This window comes from uncultured Streptococcus sp. (assembly GCF_963525625.1).
GTDB lineage: Bacteria > Bacillota > Bacilli > Lactobacillales > Streptococcaceae > Streptococcus.
The window spans coordinates 1-23,348 of sequence record NZ_CAURLD010000010.1; the positions used below are offsets into that span (position 1 = coordinate 1).

At 43.8% G+C, this 23,348-nt stretch carries 23 protein-coding genes; 5 read left to right on the forward strand and 18 right to left on the reverse strand.

Annotated features, from left to right (window positions below; translation table 11 throughout):
- Positions 1-177: 177 nt before the first annotated feature.
- The 11 genes from RYK49_RS06800 to RYK49_RS06850 form a co-directional block, all read right to left on the reverse strand.
- A complete protein-coding gene (locus RYK49_RS06800; RefSeq protein ID WP_002894681.1) occupies positions 178-888 on the reverse strand; it encodes an ABC transporter ATP-binding protein in 711 nt (236 codons plus the stop codon).
- Complete coding sequence (locus RYK49_RS06805; RefSeq protein ID WP_314831566.1) at positions 888-1,652, reverse strand: ABC transporter ATP-binding protein; 765 nt, start codon at positions 1,650-1,652, stop codon at positions 888-890. Before RYK49_RS06805 ends, RYK49_RS06800 begins: the two co-directional genes overlap by 1 nt.
- Entirely contained in the window at positions 1,652-2,605 is a 954-nt protein-coding gene (locus tag RYK49_RS06810; RefSeq protein ID WP_314831565.1) for a branched-chain amino acid ABC transporter permease, read from the reverse strand. Before RYK49_RS06810 ends, RYK49_RS06805 begins: the two co-directional genes overlap by 1 nt.
- Positions 2,606-2,608: 3 nt before the next feature.
- Positions 2,609-3,478, reverse strand: coding sequence for a branched-chain amino acid ABC transporter permease (locus tag RYK49_RS06815; protein ID WP_002897070.1), 870 nt, complete (start codon positions 3,476-3,478; stop codon positions 2,609-2,611).
- Positions 3,479-3,723: 245 nt separating this feature from the next.
- Positions 3,724-4,884 (reverse strand): ABC transporter substrate-binding protein, encoded by a 1,161-nt coding sequence (locus RYK49_RS06820; protein WP_002905096.1) that lies wholly within the window; start codon positions 4,882-4,884, stop codon positions 3,724-3,726.
- An 88-nt stretch (positions 4,885-4,972) separates the two neighbouring features.
- The gene (locus RYK49_RS06825; RefSeq protein WP_002920616.1) at positions 4,973-5,242 is read right to left on the reverse strand and encodes a YlbG family protein; all 270 of its coding nucleotides are present in this window, start codon (positions 5,240-5,242) and stop codon (positions 4,973-4,975) included.
- A 160-nt stretch (positions 5,243-5,402) separates the two neighbouring features.
- Entirely contained in the window at positions 5,403-6,020 is a 618-nt protein-coding gene (locus tag RYK49_RS06830) for an ATP-dependent Clp protease proteolytic subunit (RefSeq protein WP_223313447.1), read from the reverse strand.
- A gap of 80 nt (positions 6,021-6,100) precedes the next feature.
- Positions 6,101-6,730: a uracil phosphoribosyltransferase gene (gene upp / locus RYK49_RS06835; protein WP_002894672.1), complete on the reverse strand. Its 630-nt coding sequence runs from the start codon at positions 6,728-6,730 to the stop codon at positions 6,101-6,103.
- A gap of 163 nt (positions 6,731-6,893) precedes the next feature.
- Positions 6,894-8,060 (reverse strand): MalY/PatB family protein, encoded by a 1,167-nt coding sequence (locus RYK49_RS06840; RefSeq protein ID WP_314865334.1) that lies wholly within the window; start codon positions 8,058-8,060, stop codon positions 6,894-6,896.
- Between the two features lies 1 nt (position 8,061).
- Positions 8,062-9,219 (reverse strand): cystathionine gamma-synthase, encoded by a 1,158-nt coding sequence (locus RYK49_RS06845; RefSeq protein WP_314865336.1) that lies wholly within the window; start codon positions 9,217-9,219, stop codon positions 8,062-8,064.
- Positions 9,220-9,316: 97 nt separating this feature from the next.
- Complete coding sequence (locus RYK49_RS06850; protein ID WP_314865338.1) at positions 9,317-10,945, reverse strand: polysaccharide biosynthesis protein; 1,629 nt, start codon at positions 10,943-10,945, stop codon at positions 9,317-9,319.
- A gap of 87 nt (positions 10,946-11,032) precedes the next feature.
- Between RYK49_RS06850 and RYK49_RS06855 the strand changes: the two genes are divergently transcribed.
- A complete protein-coding gene (locus RYK49_RS06855) occupies positions 11,033-12,478 on the forward strand; it encodes a UDP-N-acetylmuramoyl-L-alanyl-D-glutamate--L-lysine ligase (RefSeq protein WP_314831166.1) in 1,446 nt (481 codons plus the stop codon).
- Positions 12,479-12,523: 45 nt separating this feature from the next.
- Here the strand turns inward: RYK49_RS06855 and RYK49_RS06860 are convergent, their stop codons facing one another.
- Positions 12,524-13,279, reverse strand: coding sequence for a CPBP family intramembrane glutamic endopeptidase (locus RYK49_RS06860; protein ID WP_314831169.1), 756 nt, complete (start codon positions 13,277-13,279; stop codon positions 12,524-12,526).
- A gap of 220 nt (positions 13,280-13,499) precedes the next feature.
- Here RYK49_RS06860 and RYK49_RS06865 point away from each other — a divergent pair, with 220 nt between their 5' ends.
- The 4 genes from RYK49_RS06865 (at position 13,500) to RYK49_RS06880 (ending at position 17,412) form a co-directional block, all read left to right on the forward strand.
- Positions 13,500-14,285: an ABC transporter ATP-binding protein gene (locus RYK49_RS06865; RefSeq protein ID WP_314831165.1), complete on the forward strand. Its 786-nt coding sequence runs from the start codon at positions 13,500-13,502 to the stop codon at positions 14,283-14,285.
- A 79-nt stretch (positions 14,286-14,364) separates the two neighbouring features.
- A complete protein-coding gene (locus RYK49_RS06870; RefSeq protein ID WP_032907673.1) occupies positions 14,365-15,300 on the forward strand; it encodes an iron-hydroxamate ABC transporter substrate-binding protein in 936 nt (311 codons plus the stop codon).
- 98 nt (positions 15,301-15,398) lie between these two features.
- Positions 15,399-16,418 (forward strand): iron ABC transporter permease, encoded by a 1,020-nt coding sequence (locus RYK49_RS06875; RefSeq protein WP_314831164.1) that lies wholly within the window; start codon positions 15,399-15,401, stop codon positions 16,416-16,418.
- A complete protein-coding gene (locus RYK49_RS06880) occupies positions 16,408-17,412 on the forward strand; it encodes an iron ABC transporter permease (RefSeq protein WP_314831163.1) in 1,005 nt (334 codons plus the stop codon). Before RYK49_RS06875 ends, RYK49_RS06880 begins: the two co-directional genes overlap by 11 nt.
- A gap of 27 nt (positions 17,413-17,439) precedes the next feature.
- Here RYK49_RS06880 and RYK49_RS06885 read toward each other — a convergent pair whose 3' ends face one another.
- The 6 genes from RYK49_RS06885 to RYK49_RS06910 all read right to left on the reverse strand — a co-directional run bounded on the left by RYK49_RS06885 (position 17,440) and on the right by RYK49_RS06910 (position 23,330).
- Entirely contained in the window at positions 17,440-17,634 is a 195-nt protein-coding gene (locus RYK49_RS06885; protein ID WP_314831162.1) for a CsbD family protein, read from the reverse strand.
- Between the two features lie 100 nt (positions 17,635-17,734).
- Complete coding sequence (locus RYK49_RS06890; RefSeq protein ID WP_314831161.1) at positions 17,735-18,388, reverse strand: DUF1803 domain-containing protein; 654 nt, start codon at positions 18,386-18,388, stop codon at positions 17,735-17,737.
- Positions 18,381-18,893 (reverse strand): YiiX/YebB-like N1pC/P60 family cysteine hydrolase, encoded by a 513-nt coding sequence (locus tag RYK49_RS06895; protein WP_161542827.1) that lies wholly within the window; start codon positions 18,891-18,893, stop codon positions 18,381-18,383. The genes RYK49_RS06890 and RYK49_RS06895 overlap by 8 nt, the downstream gene beginning before the upstream one ends.
- A 92-nt stretch (positions 18,894-18,985) precedes the next feature.
- Positions 18,986-19,921: a manganese-dependent inorganic pyrophosphatase gene (locus RYK49_RS06900; RefSeq protein ID WP_314831160.1), complete on the reverse strand. Its 936-nt coding sequence runs from the start codon at positions 19,919-19,921 to the stop codon at positions 18,986-18,988.
- A gap of 139 nt (positions 19,922-20,060) precedes the next feature.
- Positions 20,061-20,870, reverse strand: coding sequence for a pyruvate formate-lyase-activating protein (gene pflA / locus RYK49_RS06905; RefSeq protein ID WP_002905907.1), 810 nt, complete (start codon positions 20,868-20,870; stop codon positions 20,061-20,063).
- 222 nt (positions 20,871-21,092) lie between these two features.
- Positions 21,093-23,330, reverse strand: coding sequence for an endonuclease/exonuclease/phosphatase family protein (locus RYK49_RS06910; RefSeq protein WP_314831159.1), 2,238 nt, complete (start codon positions 23,328-23,330; stop codon positions 21,093-21,095).
- Positions 23,331-23,348 lie beyond the last annotated feature (18 nt).

The following is a 23,348-nucleotide window of genomic DNA, read 5'->3' on the forward strand; positions in this document are numbered from 1 at the left end:
CAACGACATAAAACCGTTGCTTTTTTTGGAGATAAGGGACTATTGTCCCAGACTCCTAAATGTTAAGTTACTACCGTAACTTTCTATTAACAACCTAAAAATGTATCCCAGACATTTTAAAGAAAACTCGCTGCCGCGAGTTCCCATTTGCAACCTGAAACAATCCCCCGGATTGTTTCAGCCACCTAGATATGCTTTGCGGACTTCGTCAGAAGCGAGGAGCTCTTGGCCGGTTCCGGACAGAACGATTTTGCCTGTTTCAAGAACATAGCCGCGGTCGGCGATAGAGAGAGCCTTGTTGGCATTCTGCTCAATCAAAAGCACAGTTGTTCCTTGTCGCTGAATATCTTGGATAATATCGAAGATTTCCTGGATAAAGATCGGCGCCAAGCCCATAGAAGGTTCATCCAAAAGCAAAAGTTTAGGAGTAGACATCAGCGCCCGTCCCATAGCCAGCATCTGCTGCTCACCACCTGAAAGGGTTGCAGCATCTTGATTTTTACGCTCTTCCAAGCGTGGGAAACGAGAGAAGACCTTTTTGAGATTGGCTTGATTTTCTTCGCGGTTTGTTTTGAGAAAGGCACCCATTTCCAAATTCTCCAAAACGGTCAGTCCTGGAAAGACATGTCGACCTTCTGGTACTTGCGAAAGTCCGGCTGCTACGATTTTTTGAGCAGGAACTTTTTGAATTTCATTGCCTACAAATTCAATTTTACCAGCACTTGGACGAACCAAGCCTGAAATAGTCCGGAGAATGGTTGTTTTCCCAGCGCCATTAGCACCAATCAGGGAAACGACTTCTCCTTCGTTTACTTCAAAGCTGACATCACGGACAGCCTGAATCATGCCATAATGGACAGAGAGATTCTCAACTTTAAGCATGGACATTAGGCTTCACCTCCTAGATAAGCTTCAATAACGCGTTTGTCATTCTTAATTTCATCAGGTGTTCCGTGCGCAATCAAGCGGCCGTACTCCAAAACATAGATTCGCTCAGTGACTTCCATTACCAGACTCATGTCATGCTCAATCAGCATGATGGTAATGTTAAATTCGTTTTTAATCCGTCGAATCAATGCAGTCAGCTCTGCTGTCTCCTGAGGGTTCATCCCTGCAGCCGGCTCATCCAAGAAAAGAATCTTAGGCTCTGTTGCCAAGGCCCGAACAATCTCCAAGCGACGCTGCTGACCATAAGCTAGGTTCTTAGCCAAGGTTTCTGCTTCCTTGTCCAAGTCAAAAATTTTCAGCAACTCCAAAGCCTTGTCTTTGAGTTCTTCTTCGTTTTTGTAGTAGGCTGGCAGGCGGAAGAAGGACGCCAACACATGAGCCTTATGATGATTACCAAAGGCAATCAGAACATTATCCAAAACACTAAGGTCCTTAAAGAGCCGGATGTTTTGGAAGGTTCGCCCCAGCCCTAAAGCAGCAATCTTGTAAGGAACCTTACCATTTAGCAAGTGACCATCTAGTGTCACTGTCCCTTCACTCGGCTCATAAACGCCCGTTAAGAGATTGAAAAGAGTCGTTTTTCCTGCACCATTAGGGCCAATCAGACCAACCAGCTCGCCCTTGTTGAGTTCCAAGGTCACATCGCTGACAGCAGTCAGACCGCCAAAATTTTTAGTTAGATTTTTCACATCAAGAAGTGCCATTATTCTTTGACCTCCTTATTCTTTTTGAAGAGCTTAGACAAGCTCAGCTCCCAAGTTCCTAAAAGTCCGCCTGGGCGGAAAATCATGACCAAGATTAAAGCCAAAGAATAGACAATCATCCGAATGCTGGATACATCCTGCAGCAGCATATTGAGAACTCCTAATACTACTGCAGCTACAATGGTTCCAGTCATAGAGCCTAGACCACCAAAAACGACAATAATCAAGATATTGATAGTGTTGGTAAAGGAATAGTCCTTAGGAACAACTGAACCAACGAAGCCAGCTTGAAGAGAGCCAGCAATAGAAGCCGTGATAGCTCCTAAAACAAAGGCTGTCACCTTGATTCTAGTAGTATTAACCCCAACAGACTCGGCAGCAATCTCATCCTCACGGACAGATAGAGTACTGCGACCGATAGGACTGCGCAGGAAATTCAAGGTCAAAATAGTTGTGATAACAACAAAGACATAGACCATCTGCCAAGAAGTAAAGGGCGGAATGGATAGGATACCAGCTGCGCCATTCGTCAAAGTACCGCCATTAATAATCAGAATCCGGATAATCTCTGAGACACCAAGAGTCGCAATGGCGAGATAGTCCCCTTTAAGACGTAGTGTCGGCAAACCAACTGCCAAAGCCACAATACCAGCAATGACAGCTCCCACCAGCATAGCGATGAAGAAAGCGCCATAAGTTGGCGATTTAGAGCCAATAATGGCTACAGCGTAGGCACCGATAGCCATAAAGCCAGCATGCCCAAGAGAGAATTGACCCGAGAATCCGACGATGAGATTGAGCCCCACAGCCAAAATAATATTAATTCCGATCTGCTCTAAGATTTGAATGTAAAAAGCGTTGAGAACACCGGCACTAACCAATACAGTCATCAGCAGGTAGCCGATTAAGACAAGGCCAAGCCAGAAAATATTTACCTTTAAATTCTTTTTCATACCTTACACCTTCTCTTTCACATTTTTGCCGAGGATACCAGCTGGACGGATCAGAAGAATGACAATCAAAATCGCATAGACAATGGCATCGCGGAAATCAGATAATCCAAGCGCTGTCGCAAAAGTTTCCAAAAGACCAATAACAAAGCCACCAAGCGCTGCACCAGGAATGATTCCAATACCACCGAGAACGGCCGCTACAAAAGACTTAATCCCTGGAGTCATCCCCATCAAAGGCTCCAATGAATTATAGTAGAGGGCAATTAGAACACCGGCAGCTCCTGCAAGAGCTGAACCCAACGCAAAGGTGAAGCTGATTGTCCGATTGACATTGATTCCCATCAGCTGAGCAGCATCACTGTCTACGGATACGGCCCGCATAGCCTTACCCATCTTTGTCTTCTGCACGATGAACTGCAGAGCCACCATGAGGAAAATCGAAATTCCCAAAATCAGCAGCTGAATATTTGAGATAGAAATCGGCCCTAAGTTAAAGCGTACTGTTTTAATAACCTGCGGGAAGGAACGGGTATTGGCACCGACAAAGAAAATCATGCCATACTCAAGAAGAAAAGAGACCCCAATGGCTGTAATCAAAGCCGCAATCCGAGTCGAATTTCGCAGAGGACGATAGGCTAAAAACTCAATAACCACACCGAGAATCGCTGTCCCAATCATCGCTAAAATAAGAGAAAGGAAGAAATTAAACTTCAGGATATTAATCAAGTAATAGCCCATAAAGGCACCAATCATATAGATATCGCCGTGGGCAAAGTTAATCAGCTTAATAATCCCATAAACCATGGTATAACCCAAAGCCAGAAGCGCATAAACACTACCCAGGATTAGACCGTTGACTAATTGTTGGAGCATTAGACACCACTCTTTCTATAATAAAATAAGGAATGGGAGAAAAATCAGCAGACTAGGTCGTGATTTTATCATCCCACTCCCAAAATACGAATAATAGTTGATTGAGAAACGAAGAAGAATAGATTATAAAACGATACTCTTTCAAATCCGCAGATTCATAAAGAAAGAAATCATCTACTAATTTGCTCAAGCAACTAGAAATAGAAAACAAGTCAAAGACTGGGATAGCCCCAGCCTCATAACTCTTATTCCGCTTTAACTGTTTCTACAGTATCTACTTGACCGTCTTTCAAGCCAATCATCAAAGCTGTTTTCACTGGATTGTGATCTTTATCAATAGTGATTGAACCAGTCACTCCATCGAAATCTTTAAGCTTAGCCAAGTTGTCTTTGATATCTACAGAAGTTTTAGCACCTTTGGCTGCTTCTGCTGCCATATAAACAGAGTCATATGCCAGAGCTGCAAACATAGATGGCTCTTCTTTGTACTTAGCTTTGTATGCTTCAACAAACTTCTTAGCTTTTTCTGACATTTCACCAGAAGTTGTAAAGCCAGATACATAGTAAACATTTGTAGCTGCAGCTGGAGTTGCTTGCTCAACGAACTTAGCATCACCAAAGCCATCAGGACCAACGATTGTTTGGTCAATGCCCAAACCACGCGCTTGATTGACAATTTTACCAGCTTCTGTATAGTAACCTGGAACAACCAGAGCATCAAATTCTTTGCCCTTAATCTTTGTCAAAGCAGCTTGGAAGTCTGTATCCTTGGATTGGAAAGTTTCTGTTGCTACAATCTCACCCTTGAATTCCTTCTTGAAAGCATCCGCCATTCCTTTAGCGTAGTCACTAGATTGGTCGTAGTAAAGAACGACTTTCTTAGCTTTCAAGTTATCAGTAACATACTTAGAAATGATTTTACCTTGGTAGCTATCAATGAAGGTTGCACGGTAAAGATAATCTTGCTTGTTGGTCAAATCATCCTGAGTCGCACTTGGTGTAATGATTGGTACACCTGCTTTAGCAGCATTTGCAGTAGCTGAAGCTGTAGCTCCAGAAGTCGCAGGGCCGATGATTGCATTTACCTTGCTTTGGGTAACCAAGCTAGTAGTGATGGTAGATGCTTCAGCTGTTTCTGATTTGTTATCCTTATCAGTAACTTCAATCTTCTTGCCATCCACACCGCCAGCAGCGTTGATCTCATCAACTGCCAACTGAGCACCATGTTGTTCAGCTGTACCGTAGGCTGCTACTTCACCTGATTCTTCAAAGTTGAAACCAAATTTAATCGTATCGCCAATTTCTGTACCAGTTGCAGTTGAGTTGTTATTGGATACTTCTCCACAAGCTGCGAGAAGGGCCGCACTAGCAAAAGCTACTAGGGATAGTGCAAATTTTTTCTTCATTCCGAAATCTCCTTAAGTGATTTGATTGATGATATAGTAAGAATATATCGAATTATCTGACAATTGTCAACCCTTTATAGAAATTTTATCAAATGATAACGTTTTCTTGCTCTCTATACAGGCTTCCAACAAAGTTTTGATCTAGTTCTTTTATGTGAGAAATCCGAACTTGCTTAACATAGCGCTCCTTGGGCAGATTCTCCTGTAAGTTCTGGGCTTCCTCTTGCTTGACATAGAGATGCAGATAGCGATGCTTCTTAGAATGATAAATAATATCACCGAAGTTAGCCAGCTTTTTGGCATCTCGATTATAGTAAAGATAGACAATCAAGCCCACTCTTTCTTCTCTCTCTATCATAAAACTCCTTTCCGGTCCATGTAGTTCTTAGATGATTATAGCAAAGATAGGGCAAAAAAACTAGCCCTGAAAAGCTTTATGATTAGCTTAAAACACCTGAACTTGGTAACTTGTCAGACTCAAAGCAGCCAAAAAGGAGCCGCTTTTGGCTCCTCCTATGTTAGCTTAAATTGCTATTTTCCATGATTTCGTCAATAAAGCCGTATTCCAAGGTTTCTTGAGCGCTCATCCAGTAATCGCGTTCTGCATCCTTGTGGATCTGCTCAACAGACTTACCAGAGTTTTCAGCCAAGATTTTTTCCAAGGTATTCCGAGTTCTAAGCAAATGCTCAGCTACAATGGCCATATCCGTTTGCTGGGTACCACTTCCAGCTCCTCCCATTGGTTGGTGAATCAGATATTCTGCATTTGGAAGCATGAAGCGTTTGCCCTTAGCACCACTGGAAGCAATGACCGTTCCCATGCTGGCAGCTACACCCATAACAATGGTCTGAACATCAGACTTGATGAAGTTCATAGTGTCCACAATGGCCAGACCTGCTGAAACAGATCCACCTGGCGTATTTACATAGAGATAAATATCTTTAGTATTGTCCTGTGCATCCAAGAAAAGGAGCTGGGCAATGACTGAATTAGCCATATTATCCTCTACTGGACCAGTCAGCATGATAATCCGATCTTTTAATAGCCGAGAATAAATATCATAGGAGCGCTCCCCTCGGCTGGTTTGTTCAATAACTACAGGAATCATAGTTTTCTCTCTTTCTCTTTTTAAAATTTTCTATCAAACTAGGGAATAGAATTTCAAATTACGAGACTATTATATCCTTTTGGTCAAAAAAGGTCAAATAGAAACTTTTACTTGGTACCGAAAAGACGATCTCCTGCATCTCCCAGTCCTGGTACGATATAACCATGGTCATTGAGGTGATCATCCAGGGCAGCAGTGAAAATATCAACATCTGGATGAGCTTCCTGCAAGGCTTTTACTCCTTCAGGCGCAGAAACCAAGCAGACAAATGTAATGTGGCTAGCACCACGTTTCTTGAGAGAATCCACCGCCAAGATCGCAGAACCACCAGTAGCTAGCATTGGATCTACAACAAAAATCTGACGTTGGTCAATATCTTCTGGCAGTTTCACCAGATATTCAACCGGCTTCAAGGTTTCCTCATCACGGTACATTCCGATATGGCCGACCTTAGCTGCTGGAACCAAGCTCAGAAGTCCATCCACCATGCCAATACCAGCTCGCAAGATTGGTACAATAGCTAATTTCTTCCCTGCAATCTGTTTTTGGACTGTTTTAGTAATTGGTGTTTCAATTTCTACATCTTCAAGTGGTAAATCGCGCAAGACCTCATATCCCATGAGCATTGCGATTTCATCTACTAATTCACGAAATGCCTTGGTAGAGGTATCTGTACGACGCAAGATAGACAATTTATGCTGAATAAGCGGATGAGCGATAACTTCAAGTTTTCCCATGATTGGATTTCCTTCTTTCAATTTATTCTTCTTATTATATCAAAAAAAGTGTGAAAAGGCTTGCTATAAGCAAGCCTTTTCAACGATTTTCTGCACTTTACTTCCGTAGACTATAACACATGATATAAAGGTATTTGTGAAATAAATTAAAAAATTTTTTGATTTATTTTGGCAATACCTCTGCAATACGGGAGCAGATTTCTTCAACCATGGTCTCTGGAGCAGCAACATTTAGGCGGGCATGACCTTTACCTTCTTGACCAAAATCACTTCCTCGATTCAGGACGACCTTTGCCTCTTCTCGCAGCAGCTGGAAGAGCTGGTCATCTGTCAGGCCATAATCTGAAAAGTCCAGCCAAATCAGATAAGTCCCTTGAGGCTTCATGACCCGCAGGCGCGGTGCTTCCTTGGCAAAATAATCAACCACAAAATTTACATTTTTCTCCAGAACTTCCTTGAGTTCCATCAACCAAGACCAACCGTAACGATAGGCTGCTTCTGTTGTTAAAAAACCAAGGCCAGGAATTTCATGCTGGTTATTGGCCAGCTGGCGTTTTTTAAACTGATGCCGCAAGCTAGGATTCTCAATCACTGCATAGGAATTTTTGGTCCCAGCAATATTAAAGGTCTTAGTCGCACTGGCTAAAATCAGGCTAAAGTCCTTAAAGTCAGGCGAAACAGTATTGAAAGACTGATGTTCATGACCAAACAGCGTCAAATCTTGGTGAATTTCGTCTGAGACCAGGAGGACGCCGTACTTTTGGCAGAGGCGGCCAATTTTCTCTAACACTTCCCGTTCCCAAACTCGACCTCCGGGATTGTGTGGATTGCAAAGAACATAAATCTTGACTTCATTATCTGCAATGTCACGCTCCAACTGCTCAAAGTCAATCTGAAAAAGGCCGTCCTTCTCTATCAAAGAATTGGTAATAAGCCGACGATTATTGAGCTTGACACTGCGGGCAAAAGGTGGGTAAACAGGAGTGTTGATTAGAACGGCATCACCTTCCTTGGTAAAGGCTTGGATAGCCATTGAAATAGCAGGAACAACCCCTTCTATAAATACCAAGGCTTCCCGATCAAAGGTATAGTCGTGCTCATCCCGCTCCCAATCTAGCACGGCATTAATCAGCTCTTCACTGGCATAGGTATAACCATAAACTAGCTGATTAGCATAGTCATGAACAGCTTGCTGGATTTCAGGCAGGACTTCAAAATCCATATCTGCAATCCAGGCTGGCAGAACTTCTTTGTCTTTCTCCGCTTCTTTCCATTTATAAGTATGATGCCCTACACGACAGGGTGCTTTTTCAAAATTATATCTTCCCATATTATTCATTCTCCAAGGCTGCACGTAAATCGTCTACCAAATCTCGGCTATCCTCAATTCCAATCGACAGGCGTAGCAAATCATCAGTTAAGCCATAAGAATGACGCACTTCCACTGGAATGTCTGCGTGAGTCTGGGTCGTCGGATAGGTAATCAAGCTCTCCACTCCTCCTAAACTTTCCGCAAAGGTAAAGACTTTCAGGCTATTTAGGAGATGAGGAATCTTGCTTTCGTCCACAACTTTAAAGGAAATCATACCACCCTTGCCTGGATAGAGAACCTCTTTTACCGCAGGAGATTGCTTCAGAAAAGCGACTACTTCTTGCGCATTCTGAGTAGAGCGCTCCATACGAAGAGCCAATGTCTTGAGACCGCGCAAAAGCAGATAGCTGTCAAAAGGAGACAGGACCGGCCCAGTTGTATTGAGGTTATAGAATAGCTTGTCATAAATAGCAGCATCATTAGTCATGATGGCTCCAGCCAAGACATCATTGTGTCCACCCAGATACTTGGTCGCAGAGTGCAAAACAATATCAGCTCCATCCTCCAGCGGTCTTTGATAAATGGGACTATAGAAGGTATTATCCACAATGACAGCTGCTCCTCGCTCATGAGCTGCTTGGGAAATGCGGGCAATGTCAAACTCTACCATAAGAGGATTGGTCGGTGTCTCGATATAGACAATATCTATATCCTCTGTTAGACTATTCAGAAGTTCTTCTTCTGTATTGGCATAGCTAAAGGCAAAACGCCCTTCTGCTTCAGCCTGAGCAAACCAGCGGAAAGAGCCGCCATAGAGATCCCGAACAGCCAAAACCTTGCTGCCAACTGGAAAGGCACTAAAGGCCAGCACAATAGCCGACATACCAGAGCTAGTCGCTAGAGCATAATTTGCACTTTCGATAGCAGCCAGAGTCTCTTCCAAGCTAACCCGCGTTGGATTCTTGGTTCGAGTATAGTCATAACCTGTTGACTGGCCAAACTCAGGGTGCTGGTAGGTCGTTGAAAAATGCAGGGGTGTTGTCAAAGCACCGGTTGCTTCATCTTTTTTTACCCCAGCCTGAGCCAGTAGTGTATTTAATTTTACGTCCTTACTCATATTAACCTTCCAATCCTTCGCTAATATTTCACCCTCTATTGTAACATCTTTTGAAAACATTTATCTTTTTTCTTTCCAAGAGCTAGCTATAGTTTGAAACTATAATGTTGATGTTTTAGACATAATAAAGATAAAAATTAAAAAGCCCTGCGGCTTTTTAATAGATATGAAAGCGTCGGCGCAGACTAGCCGCTTTTGAACCGATAAAGCGATCCATAAGGCGAACTTTGAGCGCCAGACCGCCATAGACAGCGAGGCCAATGCCGCCGATAAGAGCTATATAGACAAAGCTGGAAATCCGACCGCTTGGATGAAGGAAGAGACCGATAAGAAGCTCTGCCACCAAGACAAAGATGGTCATCAGAACTGTCAGAATCACTGACAGGAGGCTTCGTTTAAAGAGGTTCTTAGGATTCAGACCAGTTACCTGACGGATTTCCCGATACATGAGCAGGATTGGGATAATCAAGCCAATTGTCGTCGCAAGAAGAGGACCATAAGCTTTGAAAATATAAATCAAGGGTACTTGCAGCACCAGCTTGACTCCTACTCCATACAGGAAGTAAATAATCGCCTTTCTATTCTGGAAGAGGGCCTGAATCATCGGAGCCAACACCGTATATAGACTGAGGATAATGGTCTGCAGCATAGCAAAGATGAAAAGTCCCAGTGCTAAGCCGTCTGGCTTACCATAGAAAACGGTATATAGAGGTTCCGCTACCAAAACAGCACCAATGGTTGCTGGCAAGATAAAGAAAATCAGCATGCTGAGATTGTCCTGCACCAAGCGTGCAGCCGATCGGAAATCACCTTTGACATAGTTCTCGGTCAAGAGAGGAATCCCAACACCACCGATAGAAGTAGCCACTGCAATTAAAATCATAGTAATTTTATTAGGATTTGCTGAGAAATAGGCAAACTGAACCAGCAGCTCGGACTTGCTGTACTTGCTGATCCAGCCCATGACATGGATAAAGGTATTTTGGTCAATAATCTGAAAAAGCTGAATGGCAGATCCTGTGATAATGAAAGGAATGGCTTCTCGGATTGTATCCCAGAGGAGGGCACGGCTATTGATCTCCCCTGCATTGGTAGACTCATGAAGGATAGAAGTCAGCATACCTGTCTTCCAGAGATAGAAAGCTAAGACAGCCATGCTAGCCAGCATACCAATAAATGCTGCAAATGTTGACTGGGTAACCGCTTCTACATAGTTGCCAGAACCAATCTTCATGATAAAGAAGGCGGTCAGGAGCATCCAGATAACCCGAATGACCTGCTCCGCAATCTGACTGATGGCATAAGGCTTGAGATTGTTAAAGCCCTGGAAAAAGCCGCGGATAACACTCATGGATGGGAATATCAAAACAGCCAAAGAGAGGCTCTGCATAACAGGAACCAAGTCCGCTCCGCCGCCTGACATAGAAGCAAAAACTGGTGAGAGCAGGTACATAATCACTGCAAAGACAGCTCCCAAAAGCAACATAAACTTTAGAAACTCTCGGATGAGAGTAAAGCTGTGCTCTTCCTTGTCAATGGTATTGTACTTAGCTACCTGCTTGGCCACTGCCACTGGCACGCCGGCTGTCGAAATCAGTAAAAACCAGGCATAGATATTGTAGCCCATAGTAAAAAGGCCGTTGGCCTCAGCGCCGTGCTTGCCCATCCAGATATACCAAGGAATGATATAGATGGCACCCAGAAGACGACTGATAAAATTGCTGGCAGTTAGCCAGGCAGTTCCCCGCAGCATCTGCTGCTGCTGGCTTGTTGTTTCTTGGCTCATAGAAAACCTCTTCTATTTATTCTTCTTTATATTATAAACTTTTCCTTGCCTCTTGTAAAACCCAGCTATAAGGTTTACAATAGATTTATGATTAAAATTGAAACCGTATTAGATATTTTAAAAAAAGACCATAATTTTCGTGATATTGTCAAAAACGGAGAATACTTTTTCTCCTATAGCGGCTTGACTTTCGATAGTATCAGCTATGACAGCAGGGAAGCGGATGCCTCTACCCTCTTTTTTGTCAAGGGTGAGGCTTTTAAGAAAGAATTTCTAGAAAAAGCCGTCACAGCTGGCCTGCGCTTTTATATCAGCGAGACAGACTTTCAAGTGGGCATTCCGGTCCTCTTGGTCAACGATGTCAAGCAGGCCATGAGTCTCTTAGCCATGGAATTTTACGGCCATCCTGAGAAAAAGCTCAAACTGCTGGCCTTTACTGGCACCAAGGGAAAGACAACTACAGCTTATTTTGCCTATCAAATCTTTTCCCAAAGCCATCGTCCTGCCCTGCTCTCGACTATGAACACTACTTTGGATGGCGAGACCTTCTTCAAGTCAACTCTGACAACACCAGAGAGTATGGATCTTATTAAAATGATGGCCCAAGCCCTTGCAAATGATCGGACTCATCTCATCATGGAAGTCTCCAGTCAGGCTTATCTCAAGAAAAGGGTCTACGGCCTGACCTTTGATGTCGGTGTCTTTCTCAATATCAGCCCCGACCATATCGGCCCTATCGAGCATCCAACCTTTGAAGATTACTTCTACAACAAGCGGCTCTTGATGGACAATAGCCGATCAGTTATTGTGAATAGCGGCATGGACCATTTCCAAATCGTGAAAGAGCAAGTCGCTTCTATGGAACATGATTTCTATGGAGCAAGCTCTAGTAACACTATCACGGATTCTCGGGCTTTCAGCTTTGAAGCGACTGGCAAGTTAGCTGGCCACTACGATATCCAGCTCATTGGCCACTTCAATCAAGAAAATGCAGTAGCGGCTGGTCTTGCCTGTCTGCGTCTGGGTGCTAGCCTCGAAGACATCAAAAAAGGAATTGCCGCAACCCGAGTCCCTGGCCGTATGGAAGTTCTGACTCAGAAAAATGGCGCCAAGGTCTTCGTTGACTATGCTCACAATGGCGTCAGCCTAAGCAACCTGCTGTCTGTGGTAGAGGAACACCAGAAGGGCAAGATTATTCTCCTTTTGGGTGCTACCGGAAACAAGGGTGAAAGTCGCCGCAAAGACTTCGGTCTCCTGCTTAATCAGCATCCTGAGCTGACTGTCATCTTAACTGCGGACGATCCCAACTATGAAAATCCTCTAGACATTGCGGAGGAAATCGCATCCTACATCTCCTATCCAGTGGACAAAATAGCCGACCGTGAAGAAGCCATCAAAAAAGCTCTCAGTCTGACAGACCGAGAGGGAGATGCTGTCATTCTGGCCGGTAAAGGAGCGGATGCTTACCAAATCGTAGAAGGAGAAAAAGTAACCTATCCAGGAGACTATACCCTTGCAGAAAAGTATTTATAAGAAAAAAGGCGTGGATATCGCCTTTTTATTGTCGTTTTGTAAAAATTACCGCCATTTAATCAGAACGTACATCAAGCTGGAGCCAAACATATCCGCCAAGGCGTGCATGAGAAAGAAAGGCAGGAGGTTCTTAACCTTGTATTTGTAAAGGAAATAGTAAAAGAGGCCATATACCACTCCGATAACCAAGGCCCACAGCATGCCCTGATAGGTATGGAAAGAAATCCGAATGATAGTAGAGTAAGCCAGAGCCCACCACTTATACTTATCCTTAACAGAGGTCATAAGCCCCAGAAAGAAGAATTCCTCATAGAAGCCATTGAGAAGCCCGTAGAGAATAGCCATAGGTGTCAGTTCAGCAAATTTCCGAAAGATTTCTAGAACATCTACATAAGACCAGAGAGTTGGATCAAAGTAATTATACTCGCCGCTCAGTGTCGTCACAATATCACCAAAGAACCCTACCGCTACAAAAATAAGGGGAGTCCAAAGGAGAACCGACCAGCTCAGACGGATAGGAAGCTGCTTAAAGTCAAAGCGCCGAAGCAATAGATAAAGAATGGTCAAAAACAGCATCAGTAGCTGAAAATTGAAATTGCTAGAAAAAGCCGCTCCTTCAGTGGCTATATTGGTCACCGTTTCAGTCGCTCCTGTGCTGGCGGCTGGTGCAAAGCTAGCTAAATAAAGCTCCGTTGAGCGATAAATAAACTGCCCAAACATGAGCAGGGTAATCACTGCAATATCAAACCACCTCAGCTCTTTCAAAGGCTTAGAGGGGCGTAGGTTTGTCAATAATTTCATCATATTTCCTTTCACCACCTGTAAATTTATATCATCATTTCAGGTTCTTTTTTATATTTCTATCTTAGCATGAAAAGCTTAAATTTTTATTATTTACAAATTTATAAAACTTTTTTATTTTATTTTTATTAAATTGTCAGAAAACTCTTTTTTTAGAAAAATTTTTATGATATAATAAAAATTGAAATTCTGATAGAAGAATCAGACAGAAAGGAAGTCTATGTCCACTATCTCTGCAGCAAGTATCCAGGTCGCCTACGATCAAAAGGTTATTATTGACGGACTGGACTGCCAACTCGCCGAGGGAAAGATTACAACTATTATCGGTAGCAATGGCTGCGGTAAATCCACTCTTCTCAAGTCCTTTACCCGTATTTTGCCGACAAAAGCTGGCAGCATTACCCTGGATGGACAGTCCATCACCCTACTGCCGACCAAGGAGGTGGCGCAAAAGATTGCCTTGCTGCCACAAACCATGGAGGCGACCGATGGCATCACCGTCTATGATCTGGTCTCCTATGGTCGCTTTCCGTACCAAACTGGCTTGGGACGGTTAAGTACAGAAGACCGGGAAAAAATCTGCTGGGCTATGGAAGCAACTCAAGTCAGCGAATTTTCGGACTGGCAGGTGGATGATTTGTCTGGAGGTCAGCGCCAGCGCGTCTGGATTGCTATGGCCTTAGCTCAAGATACAGAGACTATTTTTCTGGACGAGCCGACCACCTATCTGGATATGAATCACCAGCTGGAAATCTTGGAGCTGCTCAATGACCTAAACCGACTCAGCGGAAAAACCATTATCATGGTTCTGCATGATATCAACTTAGCTGCCCGCTTTTCCCATCAGTTGATTGCTATGAAAAATGGGCGTATTCAGTACCAAGGAAGTGTTGAGCAGGTCATGACCTCGGATATTCTGAGAGATATTTTTCAGATTGAAGCCCAGATTATTCGGGATCCTATTCAGGATAAGCCGCTCTGCCTCAGCTATCAGCTCGTTAAATAAGTCATGTATTAATAGATAAGTTTCCCATATCTTCTTCATGGATACAGCTTCTAAACTTTTTATAGAATTGGAGGAAAAAATGAAAAAGTTTTTATCATTTGCTACCCTTACTGTCACCATCTTCCTTTTAGTTGCCTGCGGCAGCTCATCTAAATCTGAAAACTCTGCCTCTTCAGACAAGGTCGAGCTATCCAGCAAGCCCAAAATTGATGGATTTCACTACTACGGCGATATTCCTAAAAATCCAAAACGCATCGCCAGCCTCTCCTCTACCTACACAGGCTATTTGCTACAATTAGGCTTCGACCCTGTCACTGTAACATCCTATGATGCTAAAAACCCTGTCCTCAAGGAAAAAGTCAAAAATGCCAAGGTCTTGATGCCAGAAGATTTAGAGTCTATCGCCAAGCAAAAGCCAGACCTTATCGTGGTAGATGCCAGTGACAAAAATATCGATGAACTAAAGAAAATCGCTCCAACTATTGCCATTGATTATGGAAAAAATGACTATTTAGAAATCCTGAATCGCTTTGGCCAAATCTTTGGTAAGGAAAAAGAAGCTGATCAATGGATTGCCGATTGGAAGAGTAAAACAGCTGATATTGGCAAGCAGTTAAAAGAAAAGCTGGGACAAAATGTCACTTTCACCGTTGTCGGACTATATGAAAAGGAAATCTACCTCTTCGGTAACAACTGGGGACGAGGCGGAGAAGTTATCTACAAGTCTCTGGGATTTGATGCCCCACAAAAAGTGAAGGATGAAGTATTCCCAAGTGGCTACTTGCAAGTCAGCCAAGAAACGGTGAGTGAGTATATTGGCGATTATGTCTTGGTTGCTGCTGAAGATGATAAAACAGGCAGTGCTCTTTACGAAAGCGATGTTTGGAAATCCATTCCCGCTGTCCAACAGAACCATATCTTAAAAGTGGATGCCAACGCCTTTTATTTCAACGATCCATTGACACTTGAATACGAACTCAAAACCATTCAAGATGGCCTTGAAAAAATGAACTAGGCCATTCCTTACAGGAACTTAGACTAGTAAAAAACATTGCTAGTAAGCAATATATCTCATGTCAGCTATTTTATTTTCGACTATATAAAGGATACCAGATGACGCTTCATTCACTCTTCACTCAAAAAAATAGGCCAAACATCTTTTGGCTTGTTTTTTTCGCCTTAATTCTCCTGCTGATTGGCGGACTCTATATCTACCTACGCTTTGGCATTCCTAGCTACTCCCATCGGCAACTGATAGAAACGCTGAGCCATCCTTTCAAGGAAAGTCCAGCCCAGAACATCATCATAGATCTGCGCTTGCCTAGAGGAATTGCAGCTCTGCTAGTCGGAGCTAGCCTTGCCGTTTCAGGAGCCATCATGCAGGGGATTACCCGCAATGCCATTGCTGATCCGGGACTTTTGGGTATCAACTCAGGAGCTGGCCTAGCGCTTATCTGCGGTTATGCCTTTTCTAAGAGTATACACTACAGTAGCATCCTCCTGCTCTCTCTTGCAGGAGCCAGTCTAGCCAGTATTCTGGTTTTTAGCCTCTCCTACCATCCTAGAAAAGGTTTTGAGCAACTACGACTCGTCTTATCCGGTGCCATGGTAACAACACTCCTGACTGCTATCGGACAAGGCTTGACCATTTACCTCAACCTGACCAATGCAGTCATCGGTTGGCAAGCTGGAGGGCTTCTAGGAACCAATTGGAAAATGCTACAAATCATTGCTCCCTTTATCCTATTAGGCCTTTTACTGGCTCAGCTCTTTTCTCACCAACTAACCATTCTTAGCCTCAATGAAACAGTAGCCAAGGGCTTAGGCCAGCGAACGACTCATATGACCCTGCTCTTTCTAAGCCTTGTTCTACTGTTATCAGCGGCAGCTGTTGCCCTAGTAGGAAGCCTAGCCCTTGTCGGACTGATTATTCCACACTTTGTCAAAACCATCAGCGGAAAGAACTACCAAAAAATCCTGCCACTGACGATGCTAGCAGGAGCGCTCTTTCTACTAATCTGTGATTTTGCTGCGAGTCATATGGTCGGTCTGCCTCTTAGCTCTATTATCAGTCTCGTTACGCTGCCAGTCTTCCTGTGGCTGATGAGAAAGGGGACTTTCTATGAGAGATAAAAAACGGATTCTTTTGATTCTAGTAAGCCTCAGCCTCCTGACTTTCCTAATTTTCCTACTGTCTCTATCATCAGGCGATCAGGAATTTAATGTCGGAGAAGCTTTTCGATATCTGCTGGGGCAAGGAGATGATGGCAGCGCCTTTATCATGGAGCAGATCCGCTTGCCCCGAATTCTAGTCTGCCTTCTAGCAGGAGCTTCGCTAGGGATGAGCGGTGTACTGCTGCAGACCTTTACTCGAAATCCACTTGCCGATTCAGGAACCTTGGGAATCAATGCCGGAGCTGGTGTTATCATTACTCTTGCTATCAGCAAGCTAGAAGTGACCGATCCTTTCTATATTCGCTATCTTCCCTTTATCGCAACCTTTGGCGGTATGCTGACTGTAGCCCTTATTTACCTGATCTCACATCAAAAAGGCCAAGCTATAAGCCCCGTCAAGCTCATTATCGCTGGTGTGACCTTGTCAACCATTCTGTCTTCTAGTATGATTGCCATCACCGGCCGTGTCAATCAGAACAAACTGACCTATGTGGTTAGCTGGCTAGCTGGTAAGATTACGGGTAATAACTGGGAAAGTCTAGCTATTGCTGGCCCCTTCTTGCTTTTATTCTGGCTGCTGACCTATCTGCGCTCCCACAAGCTCAATATTCTCAGCCTAAATGATGAAACAGCTCTAGGCCTGGGGCTTCATCTAAAAAGAGAGCGGCAGATAACCTTGTTATTAGCCAGTGCTCTCGTCGCCTTTAGCTTATCTCTAGCTGGAAATATAGTCTTCATCGGTATGTTGGCTAGCCATATCAGCAAACGATTCCTGCCTAGCGATCATCGCTTACTCTTTCCAGCCGCTATGCTACTAGGTTCCTTTATCATGACAGGAGCAGATACGATCACAAGAACCTTCCTCATCGGAAGCTCCGTCCCGACAGGCATTTTGATTTCCATTATTGGAGCCCCCTACTTCCTCTACCTTATGTATCAGCAAAAAAAATAATCAGCCGAATAATCGACTGATTGTTTTTTATTTATCCAAGCTGTTTTTGATACCTTCAACGGCACCTTCTACAGCTTCTTTAGCATCTTCAGCAACTTCTTTGGCTTTAGCAACAGTTTTTTCTACAAAGCCTTCTGCTTCAGTCTTGTTATCGCCTGTAGCTTTGCCCACGCCTTCTTTAACAGCGCCTTTAGCTTGATCGAATTTATTTTCTAGTGACATAATTTTGCCTCCATTCTTTTTTACGGTTTCTGATACCGTTTACAGTAGTATATGTTTTTTCTTTTCAAAGGTCAAATATTCTGCTCATTCTATGAGAAAATCAGTCCAGCTGAAAAGTCAATCTCTCCTTATCAAAGCTGGCCTGCAACTCATACTTGCCTGCTTCGTTTTGCCGGATATAGCCCAAAATCACTAGGCTATCGACAAAAATGTCCCGCCGCTTCTGCATGAGCTCATCCTTGTGGACATACTTGAGAAGAAAGGTCGTCATATACTTTAGTGCATACTCAGGATTGACATCGCCCAAGACAGCATAGAGGGGCTTTTGTGCCTCAGACAGCGGATAGTGGCGCTGCATCTTGTAAAAATAATTAGCCAAGGTCAGCTTATCCCGCAGAAAATCTGTCTCTTCCAGCAAGACCGCCGCATTGGTCTGATTGGAAAGCTGGGTCTCAAAGCGTAGCTCCAAGAGTTCCTGATAGAGGGGACTGTCATCACGGATAAAGACTTCCTGGTCCAAACGCAAGTCCTCCAAACTTTCCACAAGAGGCAGAGTCAGGTAATAGCGCTTGTTCTCCCGCCGGATATAGCCTGCCTTAATATACTCTTCTATCGAGCGGTCAATATTAGCCACGCCCTCAAACTCTCGCTTAATCTCACGTAGATTCACAGCCTCATGCTGATCCAAATAATCAATCAGCTCCTGAAAAAAAGGCTGGCGCGTCAAACGGCTGGGATTGATGATTTTAATCATGAAGTTCTCCTTTGTAGATGAGTTTTCTTGACTGAGCCAACTGGCTAGGATTCGTCCCAGGCTGATTTAAGGGCACATCTAAGCCTAATTCTCGATAATACTCCTGCCAAAAATCAGAAATTAGATTTTCCTCGTCTCCAAACTGCATGGGAATCGTATCAAAAATCGGCAAAATTTCCGCAATATACTCCGAGCAGTAAAAACCATCGGACTGCGGATAAAAGCTGAAATTGTATGGCTTTCCTAGATGTAATTTGGCCCTTTTAAAGACAGCTTCTGCTTCAATAGCTGGATAGCAGTACACGTCATAAACATCCTCATCTTGTAAAAAATCAGACAAATCTTGATTGACAACACCCTTCTCATGGGTTGCATGATAAATCTCACCATTAAAAAAGATGGCCACATGGCTGTATGAACCAGTTGCTGCTCGGATTGCTGCAGCAATTTCTGAAGCTCCGACTGTAAAAATCAAATCTCCGTCTTGTAAATCTTGAATCTTCATTTCTCTCGCCTATCAAAAAAGGAGCCGAAACTCCTTTTTAGTATGAGGGGAATAGCCTCTCATGTAGTAACTAATCTATTCAACTGGGCTATTTAAGCATTAAAACTTGCTGTCAGTTGAGGCACCACTTGCTTCTTACGAGAAACAGCGCCTGCTAGGAAAGCATGGTTATTCTCAAGAGCAAAGTTAAAGGCTGCTTCGACCTTGTCCATATTGCTTCCGATAGCCAGAATCTCTGAGTCTGAGTTGATAATGTCTGTAATCATCAAGACGAAGTCAGAGTAGCCATTGTCAGCAATTGCTTTTTCAATAGCCGCTTCGATTTCTGCCTGACGCTCCAAAACTTCGGAAATGTCAACAGTGTTGACCTGTGCCACACGGACATTGTTTCCGTTCAATTCAAAGGTTTTAGCATCAATGTCAATCAATTCTTCTGCAGACTTGCTAGCCAAGTTTGTACCTGCCTTGAGCATAGCCAAACCATACTCTTCCAAGTTGACACCAGCCAGCTCAGCCAATTCTGGTGCAATGGCCTTGTCAGTTGGATGGGTAGTTGGGGACTTGAGCAAGAGAGTATCAGAAATCAAACCAGACAGCATCAATCCTGCGATCTCTTTTGGAACTGCTACACCGTGCTCCTTGAACATGCGGTAAACAATAGAGGAAGCAGACCCCACTGGCTCCAAGCGCATGTAAAGGGGACTAGCTGTTTCAAAGTTGCCTACACGGTGGTGGTCCACCACGCCATAAACTTCAACTTCTGCAATATCTGCCACAGACTGCTGGAATTCATTGTGGTCTGTCAGGATAACTTGCTCAGCTCCCTCTGCCTTTGCAGATGTAATCACGCGCGGTGCTGCCACGCCAAAGTAATCCAAAACAAAGGCTGTTTCTTCATTAGGCTCACCCAGAGCAACAACTTCTGTATCCAAGCCATAAGCTTCGCGAGCCAAGTAAGCAAAAGCGTAAGATGAACCAATGGCATCTGAGTCAGGATTTTGGTGACCGAAAACTAAAATTTTAGACATGATAAACCTCTTCTTTTATATAATGTTTATTGCATTTATTTTACCACAATTACAGGCATTTCACAAAAGCATAAGGACATTTTCTTAAGAAAAATGGACTGGTCAGCCCACCAGCCCATTTATTCATACTCAAAGTAGATTAGCTATTATGCACCCGATTCATATACTCTGTATAGGACTCAGTCTGCATAAGTTCCTTGGCATTCTTGACCCGATCAGCTGTCGGAGGCTTAACCCCTTCCAGCTTGTAAGGGATGCCTAGCTCCCGCCATTTGAATTCTCCCATAGTATGGTAAGGTAGAATTTCAAACTTATCAACATTCTTCAGCGTCTTTACAAACTTACCTAGCTCAATCAGGTCATCATCGCGGTCGGTCAATCCTGGCACCAAGACGTGACGAATCCAGACTGGCTTTCCAATGTCAGACAAGTACTTGGCACAAGCCAAGATATTCTTGTTGGTCTGGCTGGTCACGATTTTGTGCTGTTCTTCGTTAATCTCCTTGATATCAAGCAGGACTAAATCCGTCACTGCCATAAGCTTGTCAAATTTTTTCAGATAACGAGGCGTATTTCTAAAAGGCAGGGCACAGGTATCCAAAGTACAGTGGATGCCCAGCTCCTTAGCCTTGGTAAACAAAGCAATCAGAAAATCAATCTGCAGCAAGGCTTCTCCACCACTGACGGTGATGCCGCCTTTATTGCCCCAGAAACCCTTATAACGGAGAGCTTCTTGCAAGACATCATCCACTGTCCGCAGCTGAGATTTGTTGGTCTCCATCTCCCATGTGTCTGGATTATGGCAATACTGGCAGCGCATGTGACAGCCCTGCAAAAAAACAATAAAACGGATACCCGGTCCATCAACTGCTCCAAAACTTTCGGTGGAGTGGACCATGCCCGTTACCTTTCCATAATCAACTGCTTCTTCAATTTTCTCTTCAACCATGACGCAACCTCTTAACTCTGAAAACGTTTTATAACTAACTACATTATAACATGATTAAAGCAAAAATAGACTTAATTTGCCTATTTTTTAGAAAACAAACTGTTTTTCAGTTTCATTTTCAGTGTTTTACAACAGATAAAACTTTAGAGAGAAAGCAGTAGGCAAAAAAATCAGGGCAGAATCTTTATTCCACCCTGATTTCACTTTTTAAATTGATTTTAGTTAATTTCTACTTCTCTTTTTGAGAGTAAAAGCAAACATCAGCAAGGTCAATCCCAAGACTGTCCAGCCACTGTTATTTTGGCCGGTCTGCGGGAGTCCCTTCTTCTTGCTGCCAACTGTCTGACCTTGTCCAGTTTGATTGGACGATGGAGAATTGGTCTGAGACGGAGCTCCTTGCTCTGCTGCTACAGAAGATTGTCCAGTTGATTGAGACGGTTGGGAGCTGTCAGAAGACGAAGCTGCGACATCCTTAGAAAAGTCCAGCTGCACCACTACGGGATCATGGTCTGAAGCTCTGCCATGTTCCTCCATGAAAGAGGCATTGATATGGACAGGTGCAAAGACTGCCTTGCCTGCCAGGTTCTTCGAAATGAAAATATTGTCCAAGCTTTGGTTGCTGCCGCGGTAGAAATAGGAATAACGGTCAGCCGCATCATGCTCCTGCATAAGATTAATCAGTTCATTACCCGCCAGTGCTTTAGCCGTTTCGGAAAATTCAAAATCATTAAAATCACCAGTCAGTACAAACTTGAGATTAGGATTTTGTCTCAGCCCTTCTTGAACAAAGCTATTTAAAATTTTCGCCTGCTCAATTCGGGCTGCCTGCGTATGCTGAACTGCTGGCTGAGCAGAGCCATAAACGGCATCATCCCCAATCTTGGACTTCAAATGATTGGCAATAACGACGATATGCTGTCCCTTGAATTCAAACTCAGCTGCCAAAGATTTACGAACCTTGGTAAAGGCTGGATTTGTTGGAGCAATCCGGGCAGGATTCTTAACCAAATGGCCACCGGAAAAGCTAGCTGCTTCGTCACTCGTACCAGCTTCTTTTTCGACTAACTTCACTCGGTTTGGATCGTAGAGAAAGGCCACACGGATATTAGAGCCAGGCTTGCCTCCATCTTGACCGTCAAATGGTGCAACTTCAGTGTACTTGTAAGTTTTTCCGCCCAGTTCTTTGATGCGGGCTGCTAGTTTCTCACCGCTTTTGACACCGCTGGTCGTTCCGTCATTGACACTGCCATTCTCATCTTGAACCTCAATGAGCGTGATGATATCTGGACTGTGGATTTCATTGATGAAGGAATTAGCGATTCTAGTCACTTTTTCCTCAGGCGTTTCACCTTTTTTAGCATTAGCAGAAAAATTCTCGATATTGTAGGAAGCAATAGTAAGCTTGTCTTCGCTTGGATAGATAGGAGAGACCTGTCTCTGCAAGCCACCATCCACTAACTCAGGCAGCTGAGTCGGCTCCAATTTGTAAATCTTTCCACGATAGGTCACGACTCCGACCACATCACCATTGAAATAATCCTTGGCCTTGGCAATAAATTTATTGCCAACATAGACTGGAATGGTTGCGGTATTTTGGGCGTTTGGACGAAGATTGAGACCTCCGATATTGTTTAATGGTAAAGCCTGATAACCTTCTGGCAAGACATAAACATCACCTCGGTACTGAGGTCCCAGAATATGCGGTTTCTTCACCGTCGTCAACATTCCTTCCAAACTTTCCCAGTAGTCCAACGCTTCACTTTGAGGCTGATAATTATTAATATCGTTATCGACCGTATCCTGAGGCATATTAGCCACGATGTCAACTGGAGCAGGCAAATCAGCTTTCCCTTCCTTGGTCACCTTGGAAGCGACAAGCATGGTGACTGTCAAACTATCGCTAGGCTTGTTGAAAGTTTGCCCCTGACGAACGCTGAGCTCTTCCATATAACCTTCTTTGACGCGTCCTTCAAGACTAAGTTTGTCTCCGACATCGACTTTTTCTTTAGAAAGGACATAAAGAGCATCAGAAGTCCTGCCATTTCCATCAGGAGTCAGGTCTTGAACATAAAAACCATAGCGGTCTGTTTTCGTCACAACTACATTGGAAACTTGAACCTCTTTGTCCTCATAAGGAGAGGCTTGTGATTCTCCCTGAATGGTTCCCACATTGGGCACAACCTCTGGTCCGCTAGCCGCAGCTGGGGCTTGGTCTGCCTTTTCCACTGTCTCTGTAGAAGCTGCCTTTGACTCTCCTGATTCTGCTGATGCACTCTCTGCTTGACTGGCAACCGACGCATCACTTACAGCCGGATTCTCTGTAAGAGCAGCCGCCTCAGAAGTCGACGAACTTACCGCTTCTTCTGCTCTGACCGGTCGGACAGAAAAAAGCAGGGATAGAAAAGCAGCTAGCAAAACCGCTGTGGGAAAAAGCTGCCTGTCAGAAATTTGTTTTTTCATGAACTTCTCCTTTTTTGT